The organism is Microscilla marina ATCC 23134, from assembly GCF_000169175.1.
In the GTDB taxonomy this organism is placed as follows: domain Bacteria; phylum Bacteroidota; class Bacteroidia; order Cytophagales; family Microscillaceae; genus Microscilla; species Microscilla marina.
Genome location: NZ_AAWS01000016.1, coordinates 106,252 through 123,024, shown reverse-complemented (window position 1 = coordinate 123,024; position 16,773 = coordinate 106,252). Strand labels below are relative to the sequence as shown.

Sequence of the window (16,773 nt, the reverse complement as noted above, 5' to 3'; positions counted from 1 at the left end):
AAAGTTACATACACATTACAAATGATTGCCAAATGTCTAAAAAAACAAAAAAACGATCTACTGCTGCCCATCATCTGAGCGCTTTTGCCTCAGTGTTTCAATACGGCAGGGACCGGGTAACCATTGCCGACTGGATGCAAGCCTGGCGCATTGCCGAAAGCCCGGTCATGCCCCGCACCTATCCTTTGATGGAAGTCTATGATATGGTGTGCATCGATGCCGAAGTGATCACCGCCATCAACAACCGCAAAAACAAAGTACTGGGCGAGCCTTTTCTGGTGCTGGATTCGGAGGGCAATTATCAGGAGGTTGCCACCAAAAAATTAAGAGGCAGTTGGTTCGATGATTTCATCAATGCGGTGCTCGATGCCGAGTTCTATGGTTATTCGCTCATTGAAATAGGGCAAACCCTGAACGATGATGATTATTCAATCAAAGAAATCAACACCGTAGAACGACGTAACATCATTCCAGGGCGAAAACTGGTACTGCCTTACCCTTTCTCTGCCTATCAGGAAGGCATTGATTTTAGCGCCGATTATCTGAAGCGTTGGTACATCTTCTGCCATAGCAAACGCTTTCCTCTGGGCTTGCTTTTGTACGCTGCTCCTTATGCCATTCTCAGCAGAGATGCCCTGGTAAAGCACGCCGAATTTAATCGTGATTATGGCAAGCCTTATAAAATAGTGCATACTGACAAGGAAGGAGAAGAACGTCGTGAGGTATTGGATGCCTTACTGAATGTAGAAGAAGAGCTCAATGGAGTGTTTGATATTGAAGAAAAGGTAGAGGTTGCTTTTCCCTCCGGTGGCGGTGGTACCGTTGATACCTTTGACAAAATGGATGAGAAGGCAAGCAAGAAGCTGCTCAAAATCATTCAGGGGCACGTCAAGTTAAGCAATGATACCGATGGCGGTGCCCAAACCTACATGAATAAAGACAGCATTGCCAAAACGCCCAGCGAAGAAATCAGAGAATACGATATGGCAAGGGTAGAGTCAGTGGTGAATGAAGAACTTTTTCCCCGCCTGCTGGACTTCAATTACCCGTTGGCAGGGCACTCCTTTATTTTTCTGGATACTTACCTGCGTGAACTCCAGCGCCAAAAGAAAACCATTTCGGAGAAAGCACTGGAACTTGCTTTGAACCATTTTGAGGTAAGCGGGACCGAGTTTGAAAAAGCTACGGGAATCAAGGTAAAAAAGAAGGCAACATTGCCAGTAGACCAAAATGTGAAGGCAGTAGTAAAAAAGAATGCTGAGAATGATACAAACACTAACACTGCCACGGAGTCTGAAGCTAATCAGGAAACGGGCAACCAAGTGGATAGTACGGGTAATCTTGATACTAATGTCGAAGTTGCCAAAAACCAGGACTTTTTTAAGTATGGATCGGTGATCCTGCCCATTAGAGATAAAAAATTATGGGCAAGCCTACTGCCAGACATCGCAGTAAGTGACTTGTATATCAACCCCAGGGCAGGTGTCTACGGCTACGAAGACACGCCTCACATCACTGCCTTGTATGGGCTACACGCTTTGCCCAATGCCTTAAAAAAACTTGAAGCCTTACTTGCTACCCAACAAGAGATGGAGGTACAACTTACCGCGATTTCGGTATTTGAACAAAAAGGCAAAGACTATGAAGTACTCAAGTTTGAAGTAACCAGCCCTGCCCTGGTAGCGCTCCACGAAGCCTTAAAAACGAAGTTCAGGCACACCCTGATGTATGATACTTATGTGCCCCACGCCACCATTGCTTTTATCAAAAAAGGAGCAGCAAAGAAATACACGACTGCCAAAATAGAGCAGCCGATCAAGCTATCTCTCAACGAAGCGATATACAGCGATGGTAAAGGAAACAAAACCTTGATTAAGTTTTAAACGGCGCTTTACGCTAACCATAAAGCCATTGAACCATACAACAACCATAGAATTTAAATGCTGATGATCAACGAACGAAAGTTTAGAAAAGTGATCCACCAAATACCCCAGGGGATAGGACGACTAATGTTACGTTACGTTCAAAGCAATTTTGCCAACGAGTCGTACCGGGGCAGCGCCTGGCAGCCCCGCCAAAAACCCAACAACAACCGCAAACCCTTGCTTACTGACACAGGCAAACTCAAAGCTTCTTTTAAAGTAAGAGAAGCCAATTGGCGGGTAATTAGAGTGGGCAGCGATCGGCAGGCAGCAAGTGGCAACGCTCACCTTGCCCAACTCCACAACGAAGGAGCTAAAGGCGCTGCGACCGTACGTACTTATACCAGACGAGGACGCAACGGCTCGGTGAGGGTACGTAGCCACCGTAGGTACGCCCACCTGCCCCAACGACAGTTTATGCCCATCCCAAGCAAAGAACCACTCCCTCCGGAACTTTGGGCAGCCATTGAAGATTTTATAAGCACGGAACTAGATACAATATTCAAGTAAAGAATCTAACTGTTTATGATTGATTTATACAACGAACTAGAAGCCCGCCTCAAAACACCCACAGTAGGCATTCGTCATTTTAACTTGTGGGAAGGACAATTTGATAATACCAGCGAAAAATTTCCTTATCCCTTGCCCGCTGCTTATTTAGAAATCACCCGCGAAGACACCAGTCCGCTGGGTGACAAGGTGCTGCTGGTCAAATCCAGCTTTACCCTACATCTGGGATGCAAAGACTATCGACCTGCCAAAACTGGAGCAAAAATTACTACGGGTAAAGGTATTCTTTTGCTCTCCCAAGTCATCACCGCCCAGCTCCACGGTTGGCAATCGGGTAAGTTTGGTACGCTTACTCAAGTGAGTAGGCGTACTGTGAATGGCAATGGTTATTTATACCGGGTGGAGCAAAGCTATGAAATGAGTTATAAGGATTATACAGCTCAGATAAAACGGGAAAGGGTTGGTGGGGTTGCGGTAAAAATTTAATAGTTTTTTAAGTCTAACAAACATTGCAATATCCTCACCTCATTTATACGTTGCAAACGTAACGCTCTTCTTTAAGTCACGTTATGAACATTATGGCAGAGTATAGTTTAGACGATATTATTAAATCATTTTTTTCTGGGCAAATAGAAGAACAGGGAGTTAAGGCGTACTTTAGAGCTAGGGGGGCAGACGGTTAATATTTATCCAATTGGAGACCTAAAACTACAAGCTAGGCATTATTCTGGATGGATTTTCAGAATATACACCAATGGTAAAATAGAATCTATCACCCCATCAGGTACTTATAACTCAACTGAAACCTATAAACAAATGATTAAAGAGTATCTGAAAAATAACTAGTATAAACACCATATTAATCAAGAATATGAAAAATAACCAGTCAGAAGAAAAACAATTACAAGAAACTGCGCATCTCAGTGAAACCGTCGCAAGAACTATACTTCCTTTCGTGCCAGTTCTAGGGAGTATTATAAAAGAATGGAGTATAGACTATCCTTCCAGAATAGTTCAAAAACGAGTGAATAGTCTTGTAGAGAAACTCAATCAACAGCTAGAAGGATTAGCTCAAAATGCCATTGATAAAGAATATTTAATGAGTGAAGATTTTTACGACTTCTTGCTCTCAATACTTCATAAAACTCAAAAAACATCCCTTGATGAAAAACATAGTAGCTATGCGAAACTACTTTTTGAAATAGTCACACAGAAAAAAGAATTTAATTACAGTGATGAGGGGTTTTTTGTTGAATATGTGGATGAGCTAACCCCAAAGCATTTATCCTTACTCTGGTTTCTATTTGATAACCAACAAAATATTCAAGGCTTGAAGGGGTATGATAGTCTACATGATCTGTTTTCGAGACATATAATGCCAAAAAAGATAGAAAAATCTTTGTTCATCAAACTGTGTGAAGATTTAGGTACAAGAGGATTAATATACATAAACATGGACTCCACATTTGATGGTCTTATGAGAGGATTCTCAATTCCACAATTAGGACACAACTTTTTGGATTACATTAATAAGTTCAACTCAAAAGAACATTTTAGACATCATTAGACGATAGTAATACTTTAAAAAACTATGAATCCATTCATTATACTGGCAAATAAACTCAGCCCCCTTGTATAGTCTAATAATAACACTGTATATTTATAAGATAGTTTAACTATTTTGATTTTACCTCGGATACTGCACCACTTTTAAATTATAAACACTATTTATTGAATACTATCATACAAAGTTTAGTATTCCTCCTCAAACATCCACCCACCCCTCCACCGAATACCTCGATACCTGGGTTTTGCCACAGCGGGTACAGCGCCTTTTGAGGCTGTCGCCCTGCCATTTGTGCCCCCATATTTTGCAGGCAAATGGGGTAGACTTGCCTTTATCTCCTGTCTTCTTATTCATGCGCGGTGTCATTCTTTGGTTAATAATGAGTAAAATAATAGCTACTCGTAGCTACTTGCTCTTATAATTCACTTCTTTCAACAACTGACGTACGGTTTCAGGGCGGTAATAAAACATATAACCCAGCAAACGACACAAAAAGCTAATGTCGCCCAGATTTTGCCATTTTCTAAAAGCAGCCCGCACTGCCTCGTGGCGGCGCGTGCTCTCCATCCAATAAAGTGACTTGACCTGTTGCCGGATGTACATCAACTCGTCCACCCCCACTTTAAGTTCCTCCAGTTCAGCGTCTTTGAGCCGATTGGCGTTGCGTAAAACCAACGCATACACCGAACGGGGGCGGTAATAATACTTGTAGGCAAGGGTTTGGCAAATGACCTCCATCGACCCATATTTGATTCTTTGCAGGTATTTGAAACTGCCCAATACATCATCGCGGCGGCGCACAGCGGGTTCTTTGGTTTCGTCTGCCTGGTATAGCTTTTCAATCATTGCTTCCAGGGCTACTACCTCCCAGGGAGGCAGGGTAGGGTATGTAGTGCTCATAGTGTTTTGCTGTTTTTGCCTACTAAATTACAAAAAAGTTATCAAACCCTAATTCACTCTCTATCATACAGTTAAATGTATCTATCCTGAAAAAGTGCCCCAAAAACGGCACACTTGATTCTCTTAGCTTTCGCCTTGTTCAAAAATCAAAACAATGCAAACATTGATGAAACAAATCACACGTAAACACCTGGTAGTCCTACTGGGCTTGTTGTTATTAGGAACCAGCCTGGTGGTAGGCTGTAACAAAATTATTCGGGTAAGCAAAGCCCCGGATGAAAAGCTCAGTCCCGAAAAAATGGTACTGCCTCGTTTTGTGGCGGGCAAGCTCACCCAAAAGCTGCGGGAGGTACTGCCTGATACATTTGCCCGTGTGGAGACCAGACAAATACTGCCCCTGGGCGACACCAAAACCATCCTCATTGAAAATAAGTATGCCGTAGGTGGCCTTCGGTTTTCAAAGGAATCAGCAGATAAAGTGGGGGTAGTGGTTTCTTATGACCTGGGGCAGTTTTTTGCTTTTGTGGCAGCCAAACTCAAAGAAGAACTGGAGAGCAAGGGCAAGGCAAGCCCGGAAATAATAGAAGCCCTGAATTTATCGCTGGACATTTTGTTTGCTTATTACGAAACCAAAGCGAAAATACCCGTGCAAGGCAAACTCAAAACAGCTTTCCCTCATTCTGAGGCTGCCACTGCCCAGGTGTTTTTGTCTAAACTCCGCCTGCTCTACTTTCAGGTAGCAAGCCGTGCTGATGGGGATGGCGATGGGGTGGTGCTAAAAATGGGTTGGAATGCAAAGGTGTTTGAAGCCTTTCTGACTGACGTATTGGCGGGGAAATATAAAGTAAAGGTAGTGGAGAAGGAGTGAGTATTGAGTTGCTCTAAAGCAAAAAAAACCTGAAGGAAAGCAGATACAAATCTACTCATCCCCCAAGATTCTTCAACCAGCTATGCACTACAAAGGTATGTTCCTTTTTGATAATTTAAAATAGCGCCGCTGATTTTTTAACGTTTTAATCAAAAAAACTGGAGTCTAAAACTCCAGTTCCTCTTCCTGATAGTACAGCCTGAATAATTCGCCCTCTTGCAGGCTAAAGTTCCAGTCAACCTCACGAGTTGCCAGTTCCTGCATCAGCTCACTTACTTTTTCCTGAGTTGCCCAGTAGCCTGCCTCACGTAATGCCCTTTTTAGATGCAGGGTGGTGAGTATTTTATGTTGGTCGAAGTAAGCTGTGGCTTGTTGTTTCACTACTTCATAGCTCAGTTTTTTGAAGCGCAGGGTGTGGTATTCAAACTCCTCATTTACCGGGTTCAACTCAAATAAGATATTCAATTCTTTTAAACGGTCGATGTGCAGTTTGCGCCACTCGCCCTTGTCGAGGTCGTAATAGTTAACCCAACCTTTGTCTTTGGGTGGGTTATACTCCGCGCCGTTTGGGTGATCTTTTAACGGGATCAGGCTAAAATTTAAAGTTGCTTTCCGCACGTTTAGGGTGCCGTCTAACTTGGTGTAGGCTACCTGTACGATACCTTTTCTTAAATCTTGTGTTAGTTCATCCCTGGTAAGGGGGTTGGCGATGTTGGTTTCAATGGTTGTTGTCATTGTAGTAAGCGTTTTAGTTGTTGATTAATTTATAAAACAAAGTACGACAAACAAATGCCCACTATCCAGTACTTAATCCCTTGATAGTGAGCTAAATAAGATTAGTTGCCAAAGCGTACATTTTGCCCTGAAACCTTCCATATTGCCCCCAATATGTCCTCGTTTACCCCAAAACACCCCTGATTTTTTTATGATTTGATCAAATACAGCTACTGCGTAGGCTCACCATTGCACTACTCCTATCCAAATCGCCCCAAACCCGCCCAAAAACGGTACTTTTCCAAGGGTACAAAACACCTCAAAATATCGCTTTTCGCAGACAATATTACGCCATAATTACCTGTGTCACAGTGAGTTGCTAAGGGAACACAATTAGTCGTTCTTTGTATCATAATAATTAAACAAGTAAACAAAAACATTAAAAAAGATGAATCAGATAAAACAAAGAACAATTGTAGCATTAAGCAGCGGAATAGTTCAAATTACCCTCAACGGAAAGATTGAAAAAACCACCTTAAACCTTGATTTGATCCCAGCTAAAAAGCAACAGCAAATCGGTAAAGAAAACCACCAGGGCAAGCAGCTCACCTTTTACAGCCTCAGCGAAGAAAAATGGAAAGTAATTGATTTTGAACAGGTAAGCGAAATAAGAGTTCTTACCTTTTTCACCCAGACAATGCCCGTAACCATTTTCAAGAAATTAATATAAAGCCAGACAAAACCAAGCCCTTGCCCTACCTCTACAGGTGGGGCGTTGCTTGTTGGTGCAAACTATGAGCAGGTTGCTAATGACCGTTCGTTTTTTTATCTTTTTTGGTTGCTCTAAAGCAATGCCCCACTGACTTCGTGTAAAATCAGTGGGGCTTTTTTTGTTGGCTTATATTGCATCCACTCTTTCTATTGAAAAGTCAATCACTGCCATGCAAGGCTTTTTCTCCCAGAATGCTTTCCCGTAATGGCTTATCAAATAAGTTTTAACGCTCTCCTGTGAGTCAGTTAAATCATAAGCACCAGTTGAATAATTTTTATACAAATACTGGTTTCTTGGGTAGTTATATTGATCTACAGCCTTGAATACCTTAGAGTCAATATAATTTATATCCAGGAGACTCAGTATATGGCAAAACTTTCGAACCTTTAGAGTGGTCAGTTTAATAATCAAGGAAAGGTTGGTTCCTTCAATGGGCATTGATAACTGATCATTTAATTGAGCGAACAAATCCTCCTGAGCTTGTAGAATGTTTTCTCTGTTTTGATCCTGAATTTGTTCCCAACCAATGATTGGCAGGAAAATCCGTGAGATTTTCTGTCGTCCAATTATTTTATTGAACAAATCAAGTGAGATGCTTCGGTTTTGAATAGCTATCTGATCCATGTATTCTCGTTTTATTTAGTAGTTTGTTTAACTTTAATTATAAACCAAAGTACGACAAAGAAAGGGTCACTATCCAGTACTTAACCCCTTGATAAATAGGTGAATAAGATTATTTGCAAAAGCGTACTTTTTGCCCTGAAACCAAGCAAATCACCTCCAATATGTCCTCGTTTGCCCCAAAACACCTCTACTTTTTTTCTGATTTGATCAAATACAGCTATCTGGTAGCAGTTTTATTGCACTATCCCTATCATACTTGCCCCAAACCCGCCCACAAATGGCACTTTTCGAAGTACACAAAACACCTCAAAATATCGCTTTTCGCAGACAATATTACGCCATAATCACTTGTGCCACAGCGAGTTGCTAAGGGCACGCAATTAGTCGTACTTCGTGATATAAATTATTAGAAAACAAGAAAATGAAAACAAGAAAAAGATTTCGAATACCCGGAAGAACCGTTTTTGACCGGAACCTGGAACAGCACCAGGTAATACTTGACATGGGCAAAATTCATGAAGGGTTGCTGAAGGTGACCCACGAACAACTTGGCTCCACCTGGTTACCCATCAGTGTGGTTCGAAACATAGAACCACTCAGCACCAAAAACTACATCATCGAAGTAAACCGAGATTACTGGAAGGATATTTTTTGGATGGGTTAAACTACCGAAATATGATTTTAAAACAACAAACCAAGCCTAAAGATGAACTACGATAAAATACTAACCGAAGCTGATAAACTTAGCAGCAACGAACTACTCTGGCTAATTGCCGACCTTAACCACATGCAAAAAGTGAAGGAATACGATGAAGTACGTCCTCAGCTTCAGGGGCATACTAAAGGTGTGGTGTTATCTGAAAAAAACGAACTTGGTTTTATTCTGACTGACGAGCCGGAATACGATGAAGGAAAACTTCAGCTGATGGCAGAACCTTATGGAGATAAAATGATTTATGCCTTGTATACCCTGCACGATATCGAAATTAAACACCTGTTTACCTTAACGGATGGCAGCTTCGATTGGGAGAAAAAACTGGCTCCGAAAATCAGACTGTTTTTTGAAAAAGGGGCAGCAGCATTTGAATAATAAGGAAGGAACCAGGAGCCTCCCTCGATGAGTCGGCTTCCAGGTTCTGATTTTTCGGGGGAGCCTTGCTTTGGGCAGGAGCAAAAACGAAACCCTATATCAGGTTTCGTTGGCCGGTGTGATCGGTAAAGCAGGGGTAACACTTTTTGATTGCTTTCTGAATATATAAACGAGGCTGTATGACCAACCTCGTTTTACTGCCAGCCTACCCCTCTTTTTTAGCTGCTTCTTCTGCTTTTGCGATGCGATAGTTGAGCTGCCTCAACTCCTCAATCATCAGGGTTAAAAATTCCACTTGTTTTTCCTGTACCGCTACTTGCTCCATGGCTTTGGTGGCTTCAAGTGTTTTTTTTACCTGGGCTAGTTCAATGGCTAACTCATTTCTTCTTTCTATTATTACCCAGTATGCTTCGTTTGTAATCATGGCGGTTTTATTTAGTAATGCGTGGTTTAACTGTTTAATTATGAACCAAAGTACGACAAACAATCTCTTACTATCCAGTACTTAATACCTTGATAGCGAGCAAGATAAGATTAGTTGTAGAAGTGCACTTTTTGCCCCAAAACCAGCCAAATCACCCCCAATATGTCCTCGTTCACCCCAAAACACCCCTACTTTTTTTCTGATTTGATCAAATACAGCTACTGCGTAGGCTCACCATTGCACTACTCCAATCCAAATCGCCCCAAACCCGCCCAAAAACGGCACTTTTCCTGGCGTACAAAACGCCTCAAAATATCGCTTTTCGCAAAGAGTATTACCTCGCCATTAGTTGGGCAAAAGCGAGTTGATAAGAGCACTTAATTGATCGTGCTTAGCATTATAAATCAAATAAATAATTTTTTATGCAATTAAAACTAATCAATATACCCACAGAAAAACCCAGATTTCTACTTCTTAATTCTGGTGATTTTTTTACCGCGCCTAAAGGTGTACCTTATTCAGTAGCTCAAGTGCAAGGACTGTGTATACAAGCAGATGGCACGTTGTCTGTTAATTTTGATTGTTATTTCAAAAATGGATACAATCTGTTTCACGAAGGCAAACTATACATTCAGCAGCATCCTGTCAGCTTCACAACCAGCGTGTGTATTCTCTTTACTATAAAACGGGCGGATATTTCTTTCCTGAAGGTCATTTATCATGATACCGGGGATGAATCCTGGCAGCAGCCAATTGCTAAAAAAATACAAGAAGTACAAAGCACACTCAGTACCTATGACGACAATTGGTCAGGTGATTATCAGGCTTGTCTGGAGGCATTTTTTGAAGAAGAGTTGGGAGGATAAAAAGCGTTGATTTGTGATAGAGGCTGGAATGGATCACCAACCAGCCTCTTGATTTTGTCTGGGTTAGTTAATGCTGTGCAAAATATGGGTGAGGCATCAATTCCCGAATATCGTCGTCCTTTATAAACTCATAATACTCAAGAATTCTTCTTCGATCATGAGGTGAGCGAAGAATATGCGCAGTAAGTTCGCCTGGCAACTCTTTTTCCCGGTTGAGCCTGAGCGCATCTACATATAATAAAATCCCTGAATCGTTTAATTCATTATTATCATCAAAAAATACTGACGGTTTGAACATTACTTGATCTTCTTTCATTTGTCACATGATTTATCATTTACTGCCCGTTTTTGCGGGCACACCATAAATATACAGCATAATCAGGTATTTTTTATGCGCTACGTCAGGGTTTTATTTGTAATGCCAGACAAGCACCAAAACCCAGAGGCTATGTTGAATTACCTCTGGGTTTTACCTGGTGACGTCGTTTAACTACAAGCTACCTTTGATGCTTTCAGTAACGATTTTGGTGGCTAACTTTTCCATTTCATAAATCACCCGGTCAAGCATTGCCATTTCAGTTTCGTGGTAATCAGCCTCTAAAATTTTATGCTGGCTTACCGCTGATTTAAACTTTTGGTAATTGCTGGCTTTGTCAGCCTTGAGCGATTCAATCTTGTTTTGGATAATTTTACTTACGCTGTCCATATAAGGGTTGTTTTATTTAGTAGTTTGTTTAACTTTAATTATGAACCAAAGTACGACAAACAAACGCCCACTATCCAGTACTTAATCCCTTGATAATGAATTGAATAAGATTAGTTCGTAAAACGCACTTTTTGCCCCAAAACCAGCCAAAACACCCTTAATATGTCCTGATCTGCCCCAAAACACCCCTACTTTTTTTATGATTTGATCAAATACGGCCAATACGTAGCTTCTCTATTGCACTAATCCTATGAAAATCGCCCCAAACCCGCCCACAAACGGCACTTTACCAAGGGTACAAAACACCTCAAAATATCGCTTTCTGTAACTTGTATTACATCATAATTACCTGTGCCACAGTGAGTTGCTAAGAGCACACAATTAGTCGTTCTTTGTATCATAATAATTAAAACAACCCCCAAAAAAAATAACAACAGATGAAACCAACGAATTTAAACCCAACGATATTAAAAAGTTTTAAGGCAACCGAAAGTTTTTATAAACACCAATATCCCAACCATAAAATAAGCCAGGAAACATTTACAACGGCCTTCATAGAAGGGATGAAAGAGGCAGCTAAAATGACCCTTGAAAAACTCAATATAATTAAAGAAGAATATATCACGGGCGGCAAAAAACTGGAAAACCTGGCCTCAAAAGCCAACAAAAACAAGCTGGATAAAAGAAGCTTTACCAGAGGGTTTGTTTCTGGATTTACCGCATAACACCTGCCTCTTAAAGCATACAAACTGGATTCACTCAAAGCATCCCCTCCAAGGTTAAAACCCCACCCGTATCAACATAAAAAATTCCTCACTTTTAATTTTTCCGTTCCCGCATTGGTAACACTTAACCGATCACATTAGTGGTCAGTTATCATCTGTTCTTTCTTTGGCTGTTTAAAGCAATGCCCCACTGATTTCGGTTAATCGGTGGGGCGTTTTTTTACTTACTCTGCTTCACGCTTTGCTTCGGCAAGTTGCTCGGCTTGTTCCATTAAGAGATTGAGTTCTCCGTCGAGCCTGTCAATGATTTCGAGCTCTTTTTCATAAAAAGCCACATCTACCAATGACCGGGCATCTTTGGCATATTCCAGAGCTCTTTCAGCAAGTAGTCGCTCTTTGCAGAGTTCTTCACTGCGTATGGTAAGCAGGGTATACAATGCTAATGCTGCCTGGGTATTCATTTGATCTTTATTATTCATATTGTGATTGTATTTGGTAATAGTTCAACTGTGTTTGACTTTGAACCAAAGTACGACAAAGAAACGCCCACTACCCAGCACTTAATCCCTTGATAGTGAAGCAAATAAGATTAGTTACCAAAATCCACATTACGCCCTCCAAACCAGCTAAACCACCCCCAATATGTCCTCATTTGCTCTAAAGCACCTACACTCTTTTCATCATTTGTTATTATCTGCCCATAGCATCGCTACTCTATGGCACTATGGTAATCTAAACTGCCCCAAACCCGCCTAAAAATGGCACTTTTAGAAGTACACAAAACAACTGCAAATATCGCTTTTCGCAGATAGTATTACATCATAATTAACTGTGTCACAGTGAGTTGCTAAGGGCACACAATTAGTCGTGCTTTGTGTCATAACAATGAAAGCAGTAAACAAAAACATTCAATACAAATGAAAAATTTAGAAAATATCGCCCTTGAGAAATTTAAAATGTCCCAAAGGTATTTTGACAAAAAGCAACTACCACATCAACTCGATCAGGCAGACTTTATCTCCGGATTTAATGCCGGGGCAATCAAAGCAGCCCAAACAGACCAAGCCACTTTACAAAAAATGCTGGATGAGTTTATCCTCAACGCTCAGGAATTGGACGCCCTTGCTTTGAAAGAAGCAAGTAACAGTAAAACCCCAAACCTGGACAAGATAAGTTTTACCAGAGGCTTTATTATAGGCTTTACCGAACAAGGCATTATAGACTGACACAGCGCGTGTCAGTTCATCACTAAAAAAATACTGTAAAAAATGAGCAAGCAATCACCACCCGCCAACGTCTTTGACCAGGATTTAGTCACCCATCAGGTGGCAATGGATTTGTGTAAAATTCAGGAGGGCATTGTCAAAATAAGCCATGAAGCCCACGGCTATGCCTGGCTACCCGTGAGCGTTATCCGTAACCCCCGGTTTTTGGCAGGGGTTACCTCTGATAACCAAGGGGTTTATCGCATCGAAATCAACCAGGATTATTGGGAGGACATTTTTTGGATAGATCATTTGTTTTACTTAAACCGGAAAAAATGAAATATACGACCATCATAGCCGCCGCTGAAAAACTGACCGACGAGGAGTTAGGCTACCTCATTACCCGGTTGGATGATATGCTAAGTGCCCGCTACTACCACCAGGCAGACCAGGCACCGCAGCCGCAGGAATACCAAAAAGAAGTTGTCCAGGCATTGGATAGCTCGCCAGGGTTCATCTTGGAAGATTTTAGTGGATACACCCAGGGGCATTTGTACCTGATGTGCCTGCCCAACGGTGACCGTTTCAATTACGCCCTGTTTACCGTGACCGAAAGTGATATGGAGGATATTTTTATCCTCGTGGATGGCAAACAGGACTGGCAGGAACAACTTGCCCCAAAGATTGAACAGTTTTTTGGACAAGCGAGCACCTAAACCAAGATAAAAACGAGGCTTTACACATAAAGCCTCGTTCAATCATCTTAATACTAATAAAAATCCCGGTCGCTAACCCCAAAGTCTTTGTCTCCGTAGTTAGGTTCCCACCCCCAGGGGTCAAACCCTTCCTCTTCTTCTTCGGTGCTCCATTTTATGTCGGTTGGGGTTGCTTTTTTCAGTAGGTTGTTTGACATTTGCATTGGCTTTATCTTTTAAAGTTAAAAATAACGGGTTTGGGAGCTGGTACCTTCCAAACCCTTTTTTATTATACCTCTAAGTACCTCAATCTTTGGGGAACTATCCAGTACTTAATCGCTGAATCGCAAGCCAAATAAGCTTATCCGGCGAAACGTACATTTCACCCCCAAACCAGCCAACACCCCCCACAAACTGTCTTCATTTGCCTGAAATTCACCTACTTTTTTCAACGTTTCCCTGCATTCCACTATCCTGTACTTGCCCTATGGCACTATTGCCAGCATAATTGCCTGAAACCCGCAGAATAGTTGCACTTTTCCGGGCACAAAATACCACCCTAAAAATCGCTTCCAGCAAGCTTTATTACATCATAATCAACTGACCAACAGCGAGTTGATAAGCAGGAACGATTACTCGTACTTAGCACTATAATTAAATAATTAACCATTAAATAAAAATGCAATGGGAGCAACAAATTTTGAACGCTACGCCTTCGGGAAAACACTAGAAGAAGCTTACCGCAGGGCTTACGAAGAGGCCGAAGATTTTACCGGGATGATCGATGGAGAGAGCGGAGACCTCAACTCCAAACCAGGCTGCATAGAAGTAGCCATACCCGAAGGGGTGACCCCTGCCAGGTACCTGAGCTGGATTGAAAAAGCAGATCAGGCTTTTACGGGCTATGGCATTAGTCAAAAGCAAAAAGATAAGCTGCTGGGCTCCATTCCTGACAGGCATCAGGCAAGGGTGTTTACCTACGCTAATTATTACGCCGACACCAGTGCCAAAGCACTGGCCATCAAAATGACCGGAAGAAAGGCACAGGAGTTTCGCCGGGGGACAGTGTATGCAGGCAAACCAGGCAATGTGTATGTGTTTATTGGCTGCGCCAGATGTTAAGGAAAGACCAGCGAAGGCTGGTTTCCTTATTTATACCACAGATTTAAACCATCAATCAATGAATCAATGAAAATGACTTATTTTGAAAGACAAGGGTTTGGGGCAAGCATAGGGGAAGCGTTTTGGACTGCCCATCGAGAAGCCCAGGAACAAGCCGGGGCAAACAGTGATTTGCACACCAAAACAACCTTTGAGGAAATCAACACTCCCACCGGAGTAAACCCACTCAAATATGCCGAATGGATCAGGCAAGCCTGCTGTTCGCTGAAAACGGATGCCAGCGAGTGGGACAAAAAACGTTACCTGCTGTTTGTACCCAAGGCACGGCAGACCAAGGTGCTCAGCCTTGCCCAGGCAATGGTGGACGAAAGCAAAACTCTGGGTCTAAGGCTCAGGGGACCAGCCGCCAGTGCCTTCCGGATCAAAAACGGAATCAAAGGGAAACACGGCAAAGTGTTTTTGTTTATAGGGGTTGGCTAAGTCTTCTCTTGTACGCTTCTATTTCTCAAAAGGTGAACCTATCTTATCTGGTTCACCTTTGGGGGTTGGGGCAAATAAGAAAAGCTGCCTAAGTGCATATAATGCCTTCAAACCACCCTTTTTGCCCTCAATATGTCTCGGTTGCCCGAAATTTCCCCTTGATTGTATCATTTTTTGCCTTCCTGAGTTTAGGGAATGTTTCACCATTTCACTATTACCGGAAGAAATGCCCACTATCCGCCCAAAAATGGCACTTTTATTAGTACACCAAACGCCTCCAAATATCGCTTTTGGCAAGCTTTATTACCTCATAATATACTGAATAACAGTGAGTTGATAGTCGGACTAAATTAGTCGTCCTTAGACATATAATAATTCAAACAAGGACTTACTAAAACACTTAAAACAATGACTACAACAGAAATAAAGACCACCTGGACAGCCCGCAATATCTGGATCAAAAAATGGAACAAAGAAGCGGTGTTTATTGAAGACAGGCTGGATAAATACCGCTCGATGTGGGTACCCCGTACCGCCATCCAAAACCCTCAATTTAAAAGCAAGCGTGACTTTGGCAAAGACAGCATCCACTATATATACGATGTTGAAATAAACGAAGAGTGGTGGAAAGCCAACGTACGCTACCGGGGCTTTGAGTTTGACACCAACAACGGGCACAGAAAAAGCTGGTGGAGTTAATCACTCTGCCAGTTTTTTGACTTAACTAACAAATTACAGATGCTCCTTGCTCCAAAGGCAACCTTGCCTCCCCTAAAGGCTGCTCACGCAAATGGGGGCTCGCCGTGCCCGGCAACAAAAAACACAGCTTTAAGCCGCTACCTACTTTGTTGACGGGACATACCTTGCCCCCTACCGAAGCTGCCCATTGCTGGATGGCAGTGAGCCCTACTCCTGAAATAGCTCCCGTAATCCGGCGTTTGAACGAATGGTCGAAAATATCGGTATCACTGACCGGATATACACCATTATCTTCTATATAGAGCGCAACGGTTTGGCTATTATAAGCAGCCGCTTCAATACTAATAAAGCGCTCTTCGTCGGGGTGGGCATGCTTGCCCATATAGTGCACCAGGCTGAAGAACATTCTAAAAAAACTCATTTTATCTACCCTCACGTGCAGATTGGCCACATAGCTCGAAAAGCGAATGTCCTGGCGGCTAAAGTAGAGATGGTACATTTGGTAAGATGTATCAATAAGCACCTTAAGGCTGCACTTTTCTATGTGCAGGGCTTCAGTAGAGATATTATTGACATCATCAATGCTGCGAAGGGTGTCTTCGAGTTCACTGATTCTTTTGAGCAAATCGGTATTGGCCAGTTTGTAAGCTTTTTGCTTCATTGTCTGCACCAGCTGACTTGCTTCCTGCAAGCCTTCTGAGATTAATGATTGTTGGATCGTATCGATCATTGTTTGATTGTTTTATGGTTGTATTGTTTTACTGTTTTATGGTTCGCAAAGCGACATTGACTGTACTTTTAAAAAAAGAAGGGCAGATTTATAAAACCTGCCTTCTTGGTTTATCCCTGTTATCCATCCATCACTAACCAACATAAGTTCTATG

At 42.0% G+C, this 16,773-nt stretch carries 26 protein-coding genes; 16 read left to right on the top strand and 10 right to left on the bottom strand.

Annotated elements, in window-relative coordinates; translation table 11 throughout:
* Window positions 1-32: 32 nt before the first annotated feature.
* The 4 genes from M23134_RS16600 (at window position 33) to M23134_RS16585 (ending at window position 3,999) form a co-directional block, all read left to right on the top strand.
* Entirely contained in the window at window positions 33-1,883 is a 1,851-nt protein-coding gene (locus M23134_RS16600) for a phage portal protein family protein (RefSeq protein ID WP_002698150.1), read from the top strand.
* 57 nt (window positions 1,884-1,940) lie between these two features.
* The gene (locus M23134_RS16595; RefSeq protein ID WP_002698149.1) at window positions 1,941-2,432 is read left to right on the top strand and encodes a phage virion morphogenesis protein; all 492 of its coding nucleotides are present in this window, start codon (window positions 1,941-1,943) and stop codon (window positions 2,430-2,432) included.
* Between the two features lie 15 nt (window positions 2,433-2,447).
* Window positions 2,448-2,918, top strand: coding sequence for a hypothetical protein (locus M23134_RS16590; RefSeq protein ID WP_002698148.1), 471 nt, complete (start codon window positions 2,448-2,450; stop codon window positions 2,916-2,918).
* A 385-nt stretch (window positions 2,919-3,303) separates the two neighbouring features.
* Complete coding sequence (locus M23134_RS16585; protein ID WP_002698146.1) at window positions 3,304-3,999, top strand: hypothetical protein; 696 nt, start codon at window positions 3,304-3,306, stop codon at window positions 3,997-3,999.
* A 198-nt stretch (window positions 4,000-4,197) separates the two neighbouring features.
* On the opposite strand, the gene M23134_RS41805 is transcribed toward M23134_RS16585, so the two are convergent.
* Both M23134_RS41805 and M23134_RS16580 read right to left on the bottom strand, forming a co-directional pair.
* Complete coding sequence (locus M23134_RS41805) at window positions 4,198-4,353, bottom strand: DUF1660 family phage protein (protein WP_002698145.1); 156 nt, start codon at window positions 4,351-4,353, stop codon at window positions 4,198-4,200.
* Window positions 4,354-4,404: 51 nt separating this feature from the next.
* Window positions 4,405-4,899, bottom strand: a complete 495-nt coding sequence (locus M23134_RS16580) for a hypothetical protein (protein WP_002698144.1) — start codon at window positions 4,897-4,899, stop codon at window positions 4,405-4,407.
* A gap of 166 nt (window positions 4,900-5,065) precedes the next feature.
* Here M23134_RS16580 and M23134_RS16575 point away from each other — a divergent pair, with 166 nt between their 5' ends.
* A complete protein-coding gene (locus M23134_RS16575) occupies window positions 5,066-5,767 on the top strand; it encodes a hypothetical protein (RefSeq protein ID WP_157558513.1) in 702 nt (233 codons plus the stop codon).
* Between the two features lie 165 nt (window positions 5,768-5,932).
* On the opposite strand, the gene M23134_RS16570 is transcribed toward M23134_RS16575, so the two are convergent.
* On the bottom strand, window positions 5,933-6,502 hold the full coding sequence (locus M23134_RS16570) for an SH3 beta-barrel fold-containing protein (RefSeq protein ID WP_002698142.1): 570 nt from the start codon (window positions 6,500-6,502) through the stop codon (window positions 5,933-5,935).
* Window positions 6,503-6,929: 427 nt separating this feature from the next.
* Between M23134_RS16570 and M23134_RS16565 the strand changes: the two genes are divergently transcribed.
* A complete protein-coding gene (locus M23134_RS16565) occupies window positions 6,930-7,211 on the top strand; it encodes a hypothetical protein (protein ID WP_002694175.1) in 282 nt (93 codons plus the stop codon).
* Window positions 7,212-7,379: 168 nt separating this feature from the next.
* On the opposite strand, the gene M23134_RS16560 is transcribed toward M23134_RS16565, so the two are convergent.
* On the bottom strand, window positions 7,380-7,877 hold the full coding sequence (locus tag M23134_RS16560) for a hypothetical protein (protein ID WP_002694174.1): 498 nt from the start codon (window positions 7,875-7,877) through the stop codon (window positions 7,380-7,382).
* Between the two features lie 421 nt (window positions 7,878-8,298).
* On the opposite strand from M23134_RS16560, the gene M23134_RS16550 reads away from it, so the two are divergent.
* Together M23134_RS16550 and M23134_RS16545 are read left to right on the top strand one after the other, a co-directional pair.
* Window positions 8,299-8,541 carry a hypothetical protein gene (locus M23134_RS16550; protein WP_045113730.1) on the top strand — a complete coding sequence of 81 codons (243 nt, stop codon included), beginning with the start codon at window positions 8,299-8,301 and terminating at the stop codon, window positions 8,539-8,541.
* Window positions 8,542-8,583: 42 nt separating this feature from the next.
* Window positions 8,584-8,967, top strand: a complete 384-nt coding sequence (locus M23134_RS16545; protein ID WP_002698139.1) for a hypothetical protein — start codon at window positions 8,584-8,586, stop codon at window positions 8,965-8,967.
* A gap of 205 nt (window positions 8,968-9,172) precedes the next feature.
* Here the strand turns inward: M23134_RS16545 and M23134_RS16540 are convergent, their stop codons facing one another.
* Complete coding sequence (locus M23134_RS16540) at window positions 9,173-9,391, bottom strand: hypothetical protein (RefSeq protein ID WP_002698138.1); 219 nt, start codon at window positions 9,389-9,391, stop codon at window positions 9,173-9,175.
* A gap of 422 nt (window positions 9,392-9,813) precedes the next feature.
* Here M23134_RS16540 and M23134_RS16535 point away from each other — a divergent pair, with 422 nt between their 5' ends.
* Window positions 9,814-10,257, top strand: coding sequence for a hypothetical protein (locus M23134_RS16535; RefSeq protein WP_002694169.1), 444 nt, complete (start codon window positions 9,814-9,816; stop codon window positions 10,255-10,257).
* Window positions 10,258-10,324: 67 nt separating this feature from the next.
* Here the strand turns inward: M23134_RS16535 and M23134_RS16530 are convergent, their stop codons facing one another.
* Together M23134_RS16530 and M23134_RS16525 are read right to left on the bottom strand one after the other, a co-directional pair.
* A complete protein-coding gene (locus M23134_RS16530) occupies window positions 10,325-10,573 on the bottom strand; it encodes a hypothetical protein (RefSeq protein WP_002694168.1) in 249 nt (82 codons plus the stop codon).
* Between the two features lie 174 nt (window positions 10,574-10,747).
* On the bottom strand, window positions 10,748-10,963 hold the full coding sequence (locus M23134_RS16525) for a hypothetical protein (protein ID WP_002698136.1): 216 nt from the start codon (window positions 10,961-10,963) through the stop codon (window positions 10,748-10,750).
* A gap of 437 nt (window positions 10,964-11,400) precedes the next feature.
* Between M23134_RS16525 and M23134_RS16520 the strand changes: the two genes are divergently transcribed.
* Window positions 11,401-11,688 (top strand): hypothetical protein, encoded by a 288-nt coding sequence (locus tag M23134_RS16520; RefSeq protein WP_002698132.1) that lies wholly within the window; start codon window positions 11,401-11,403, stop codon window positions 11,686-11,688.
* Window positions 11,689-11,912: 224 nt separating this feature from the next.
* On the opposite strand, the gene M23134_RS16515 is transcribed toward M23134_RS16520, so the two are convergent.
* The gene (locus M23134_RS16515) at window positions 11,913-12,167 is read right to left on the bottom strand and encodes a hypothetical protein (protein ID WP_002698131.1); all 255 of its coding nucleotides are present in this window, start codon (window positions 12,165-12,167) and stop codon (window positions 11,913-11,915) included.
* A 438-nt stretch (window positions 12,168-12,605) separates the two neighbouring features.
* Here M23134_RS16515 and M23134_RS16510 point away from each other — a divergent pair, with 438 nt between their 5' ends.
* From M23134_RS16510 to M23134_RS16500, 3 genes are read left to right on the top strand one after another with little or no spacing between them, the layout of a single operon-like run.
* On the top strand, window positions 12,606-12,914 hold the full coding sequence (locus M23134_RS16510) for a hypothetical protein (RefSeq protein ID WP_002698129.1): 309 nt from the start codon (window positions 12,606-12,608) through the stop codon (window positions 12,912-12,914).
* A 42-nt stretch (window positions 12,915-12,956) separates the two neighbouring features.
* Window positions 12,957-13,232 (top strand): NUDIX hydrolase, encoded by a 276-nt coding sequence (locus M23134_RS16505; RefSeq protein ID WP_002698127.1) that lies wholly within the window; start codon window positions 12,957-12,959, stop codon window positions 13,230-13,232.
* Window positions 13,229-13,609, top strand: coding sequence for a hypothetical protein (locus M23134_RS16500; RefSeq protein WP_002698126.1), 381 nt, complete (start codon window positions 13,229-13,231; stop codon window positions 13,607-13,609). The genes M23134_RS16505 and M23134_RS16500 overlap by 4 nt, the downstream gene beginning before the upstream one ends.
* Window positions 13,610-13,662: 53 nt before the next feature.
* Here M23134_RS16500 and M23134_RS41800 read toward each other — a convergent pair whose 3' ends face one another.
* Window positions 13,663-13,806 (bottom strand): hypothetical protein, encoded by a 144-nt coding sequence (locus M23134_RS41800; protein WP_198144980.1) that lies wholly within the window; start codon window positions 13,804-13,806, stop codon window positions 13,663-13,665.
* 466 nt (window positions 13,807-14,272) lie between these two features.
* On the opposite strand from M23134_RS41800, the gene M23134_RS16495 reads away from it, so the two are divergent.
* From M23134_RS16495 to M23134_RS16480, 3 genes are all read left to right on the top strand, one after another.
* On the top strand, window positions 14,273-14,710 hold the full coding sequence (locus M23134_RS16495; RefSeq protein WP_002698119.1) for a hypothetical protein: 438 nt from the start codon (window positions 14,273-14,275) through the stop codon (window positions 14,708-14,710).
* 66 nt (window positions 14,711-14,776) lie between these two features.
* Window positions 14,777-15,190 carry a hypothetical protein gene (locus M23134_RS16490; RefSeq protein WP_002698118.1) on the top strand — a complete coding sequence of 138 codons (414 nt, stop codon included), beginning with the start codon at window positions 14,777-14,779 and terminating at the stop codon, window positions 15,188-15,190.
* A 408-nt stretch (window positions 15,191-15,598) separates the two neighbouring features.
* Window positions 15,599-15,889, top strand: a complete 291-nt coding sequence (locus M23134_RS16480; protein ID WP_002698113.1) for a hypothetical protein — start codon at window positions 15,599-15,601, stop codon at window positions 15,887-15,889.
* A gap of 25 nt (window positions 15,890-15,914) precedes the next feature.
* Here M23134_RS16480 and M23134_RS16475 read toward each other — a convergent pair whose 3' ends face one another.
* Window positions 15,915-16,619 carry a histidine kinase gene (locus M23134_RS16475; RefSeq protein WP_002698111.1) on the bottom strand — a complete coding sequence of 235 codons (705 nt, stop codon included), beginning with the start codon at window positions 16,617-16,619 and terminating at the stop codon, window positions 15,915-15,917.
* Window positions 16,620-16,773 lie beyond the last annotated feature (154 nt).

Coding starts and splice junctions, on each gene's coding strand:
- M23134_RS16600 (WP_002698150.1), top strand. CDS start 33: ATGTCTAAAAAAACAAAAAAACGATCTACTGCTGCCCATCATCTGAGC.
- M23134_RS16595 (WP_002698149.1), top strand. CDS start 1,941: ATGCTGATGATCAACGAACGAAAGTTTAGAAAAGTGATCCACCAAATA.
- M23134_RS16590 (WP_002698148.1), top strand. CDS start 2,448: ATGATTGATTTATACAACGAACTAGAAGCCCGCCTCAAAACACCCACA.
- M23134_RS16585 (WP_002698146.1), top strand. CDS start 3,304: ATGAAAAATAACCAGTCAGAAGAAAAACAATTACAAGAAACTGCGCAT.
- M23134_RS41805 (WP_002698145.1), bottom strand. CDS start 4,353: ATGAATAAGAAGACAGGAGATAAAGGCAAGTCTACCCCATTTGCCTGC.
- M23134_RS16580 (WP_002698144.1), bottom strand. CDS start 4,899: ATGAGCACTACATACCCTACCCTGCCTCCCTGGGAGGTAGTAGCCCTG.
- M23134_RS16575 (WP_157558513.1), top strand. CDS start 5,066: ATGAAACAAATCACACGTAAACACCTGGTAGTCCTACTGGGCTTGTTG.
- M23134_RS16570 (WP_002698142.1), bottom strand. CDS start 6,502: ATGACAACAACCATTGAAACCAACATCGCCAACCCCCTTACCAGGGAT.
- M23134_RS16565 (WP_002694175.1), top strand. CDS start 6,930: ATGAATCAGATAAAACAAAGAACAATTGTAGCATTAAGCAGCGGAATA.
- M23134_RS16560 (WP_002694174.1), bottom strand. CDS start 7,877: ATGGATCAGATAGCTATTCAAAACCGAAGCATCTCACTTGATTTGTTC.
- M23134_RS16550 (WP_045113730.1), top strand. CDS start 8,299: ATGAAAACAAGAAAAAGATTTCGAATACCCGGAAGAACCGTTTTTGAC.
- M23134_RS16545 (WP_002698139.1), top strand. CDS start 8,584: ATGAACTACGATAAAATACTAACCGAAGCTGATAAACTTAGCAGCAAC.
- M23134_RS16540 (WP_002698138.1), bottom strand. CDS start 9,391: ATGATTACAAACGAAGCATACTGGGTAATAATAGAAAGAAGAAATGAG.
- M23134_RS16535 (WP_002694169.1), top strand. CDS start 9,814: ATGCAATTAAAACTAATCAATATACCCACAGAAAAACCCAGATTTCTA.
- M23134_RS16530 (WP_002694168.1), bottom strand. CDS start 10,573: ATGAAAGAAGATCAAGTAATGTTCAAACCGTCAGTATTTTTTGATGAT.
- M23134_RS16525 (WP_002698136.1), bottom strand. CDS start 10,963: ATGGACAGCGTAAGTAAAATTATCCAAAACAAGATTGAATCGCTCAAG.
- M23134_RS16520 (WP_002698132.1), top strand. CDS start 11,401: ATGAAACCAACGAATTTAAACCCAACGATATTAAAAAGTTTTAAGGCA.
- M23134_RS16515 (WP_002698131.1), bottom strand. CDS start 12,167: ATGAATAATAAAGATCAAATGAATACCCAGGCAGCATTAGCATTGTAT.
- M23134_RS16510 (WP_002698129.1), top strand. CDS start 12,606: ATGAAAAATTTAGAAAATATCGCCCTTGAGAAATTTAAAATGTCCCAA.
- M23134_RS16505 (WP_002698127.1), top strand. CDS start 12,957: ATGAGCAAGCAATCACCACCCGCCAACGTCTTTGACCAGGATTTAGTC.
- M23134_RS16500 (WP_002698126.1), top strand. CDS start 13,229: ATGAAATATACGACCATCATAGCCGCCGCTGAAAAACTGACCGACGAG.
- M23134_RS41800 (WP_198144980.1), bottom strand. CDS start 13,806: ATGTCAAACAACCTACTGAAAAAAGCAACCCCAACCGACATAAAATGG.
- M23134_RS16495 (WP_002698119.1), top strand. CDS start 14,273: ATGGGAGCAACAAATTTTGAACGCTACGCCTTCGGGAAAACACTAGAA.
- M23134_RS16490 (WP_002698118.1), top strand. CDS start 14,777: ATGAAAATGACTTATTTTGAAAGACAAGGGTTTGGGGCAAGCATAGGG.
- M23134_RS16480 (WP_002698113.1), top strand. CDS start 15,599: ATGACTACAACAGAAATAAAGACCACCTGGACAGCCCGCAATATCTGG.
- M23134_RS16475 (WP_002698111.1), bottom strand. CDS start 16,619: ATGATCGATACGATCCAACAATCATTAATCTCAGAAGGCTTGCAGGAA.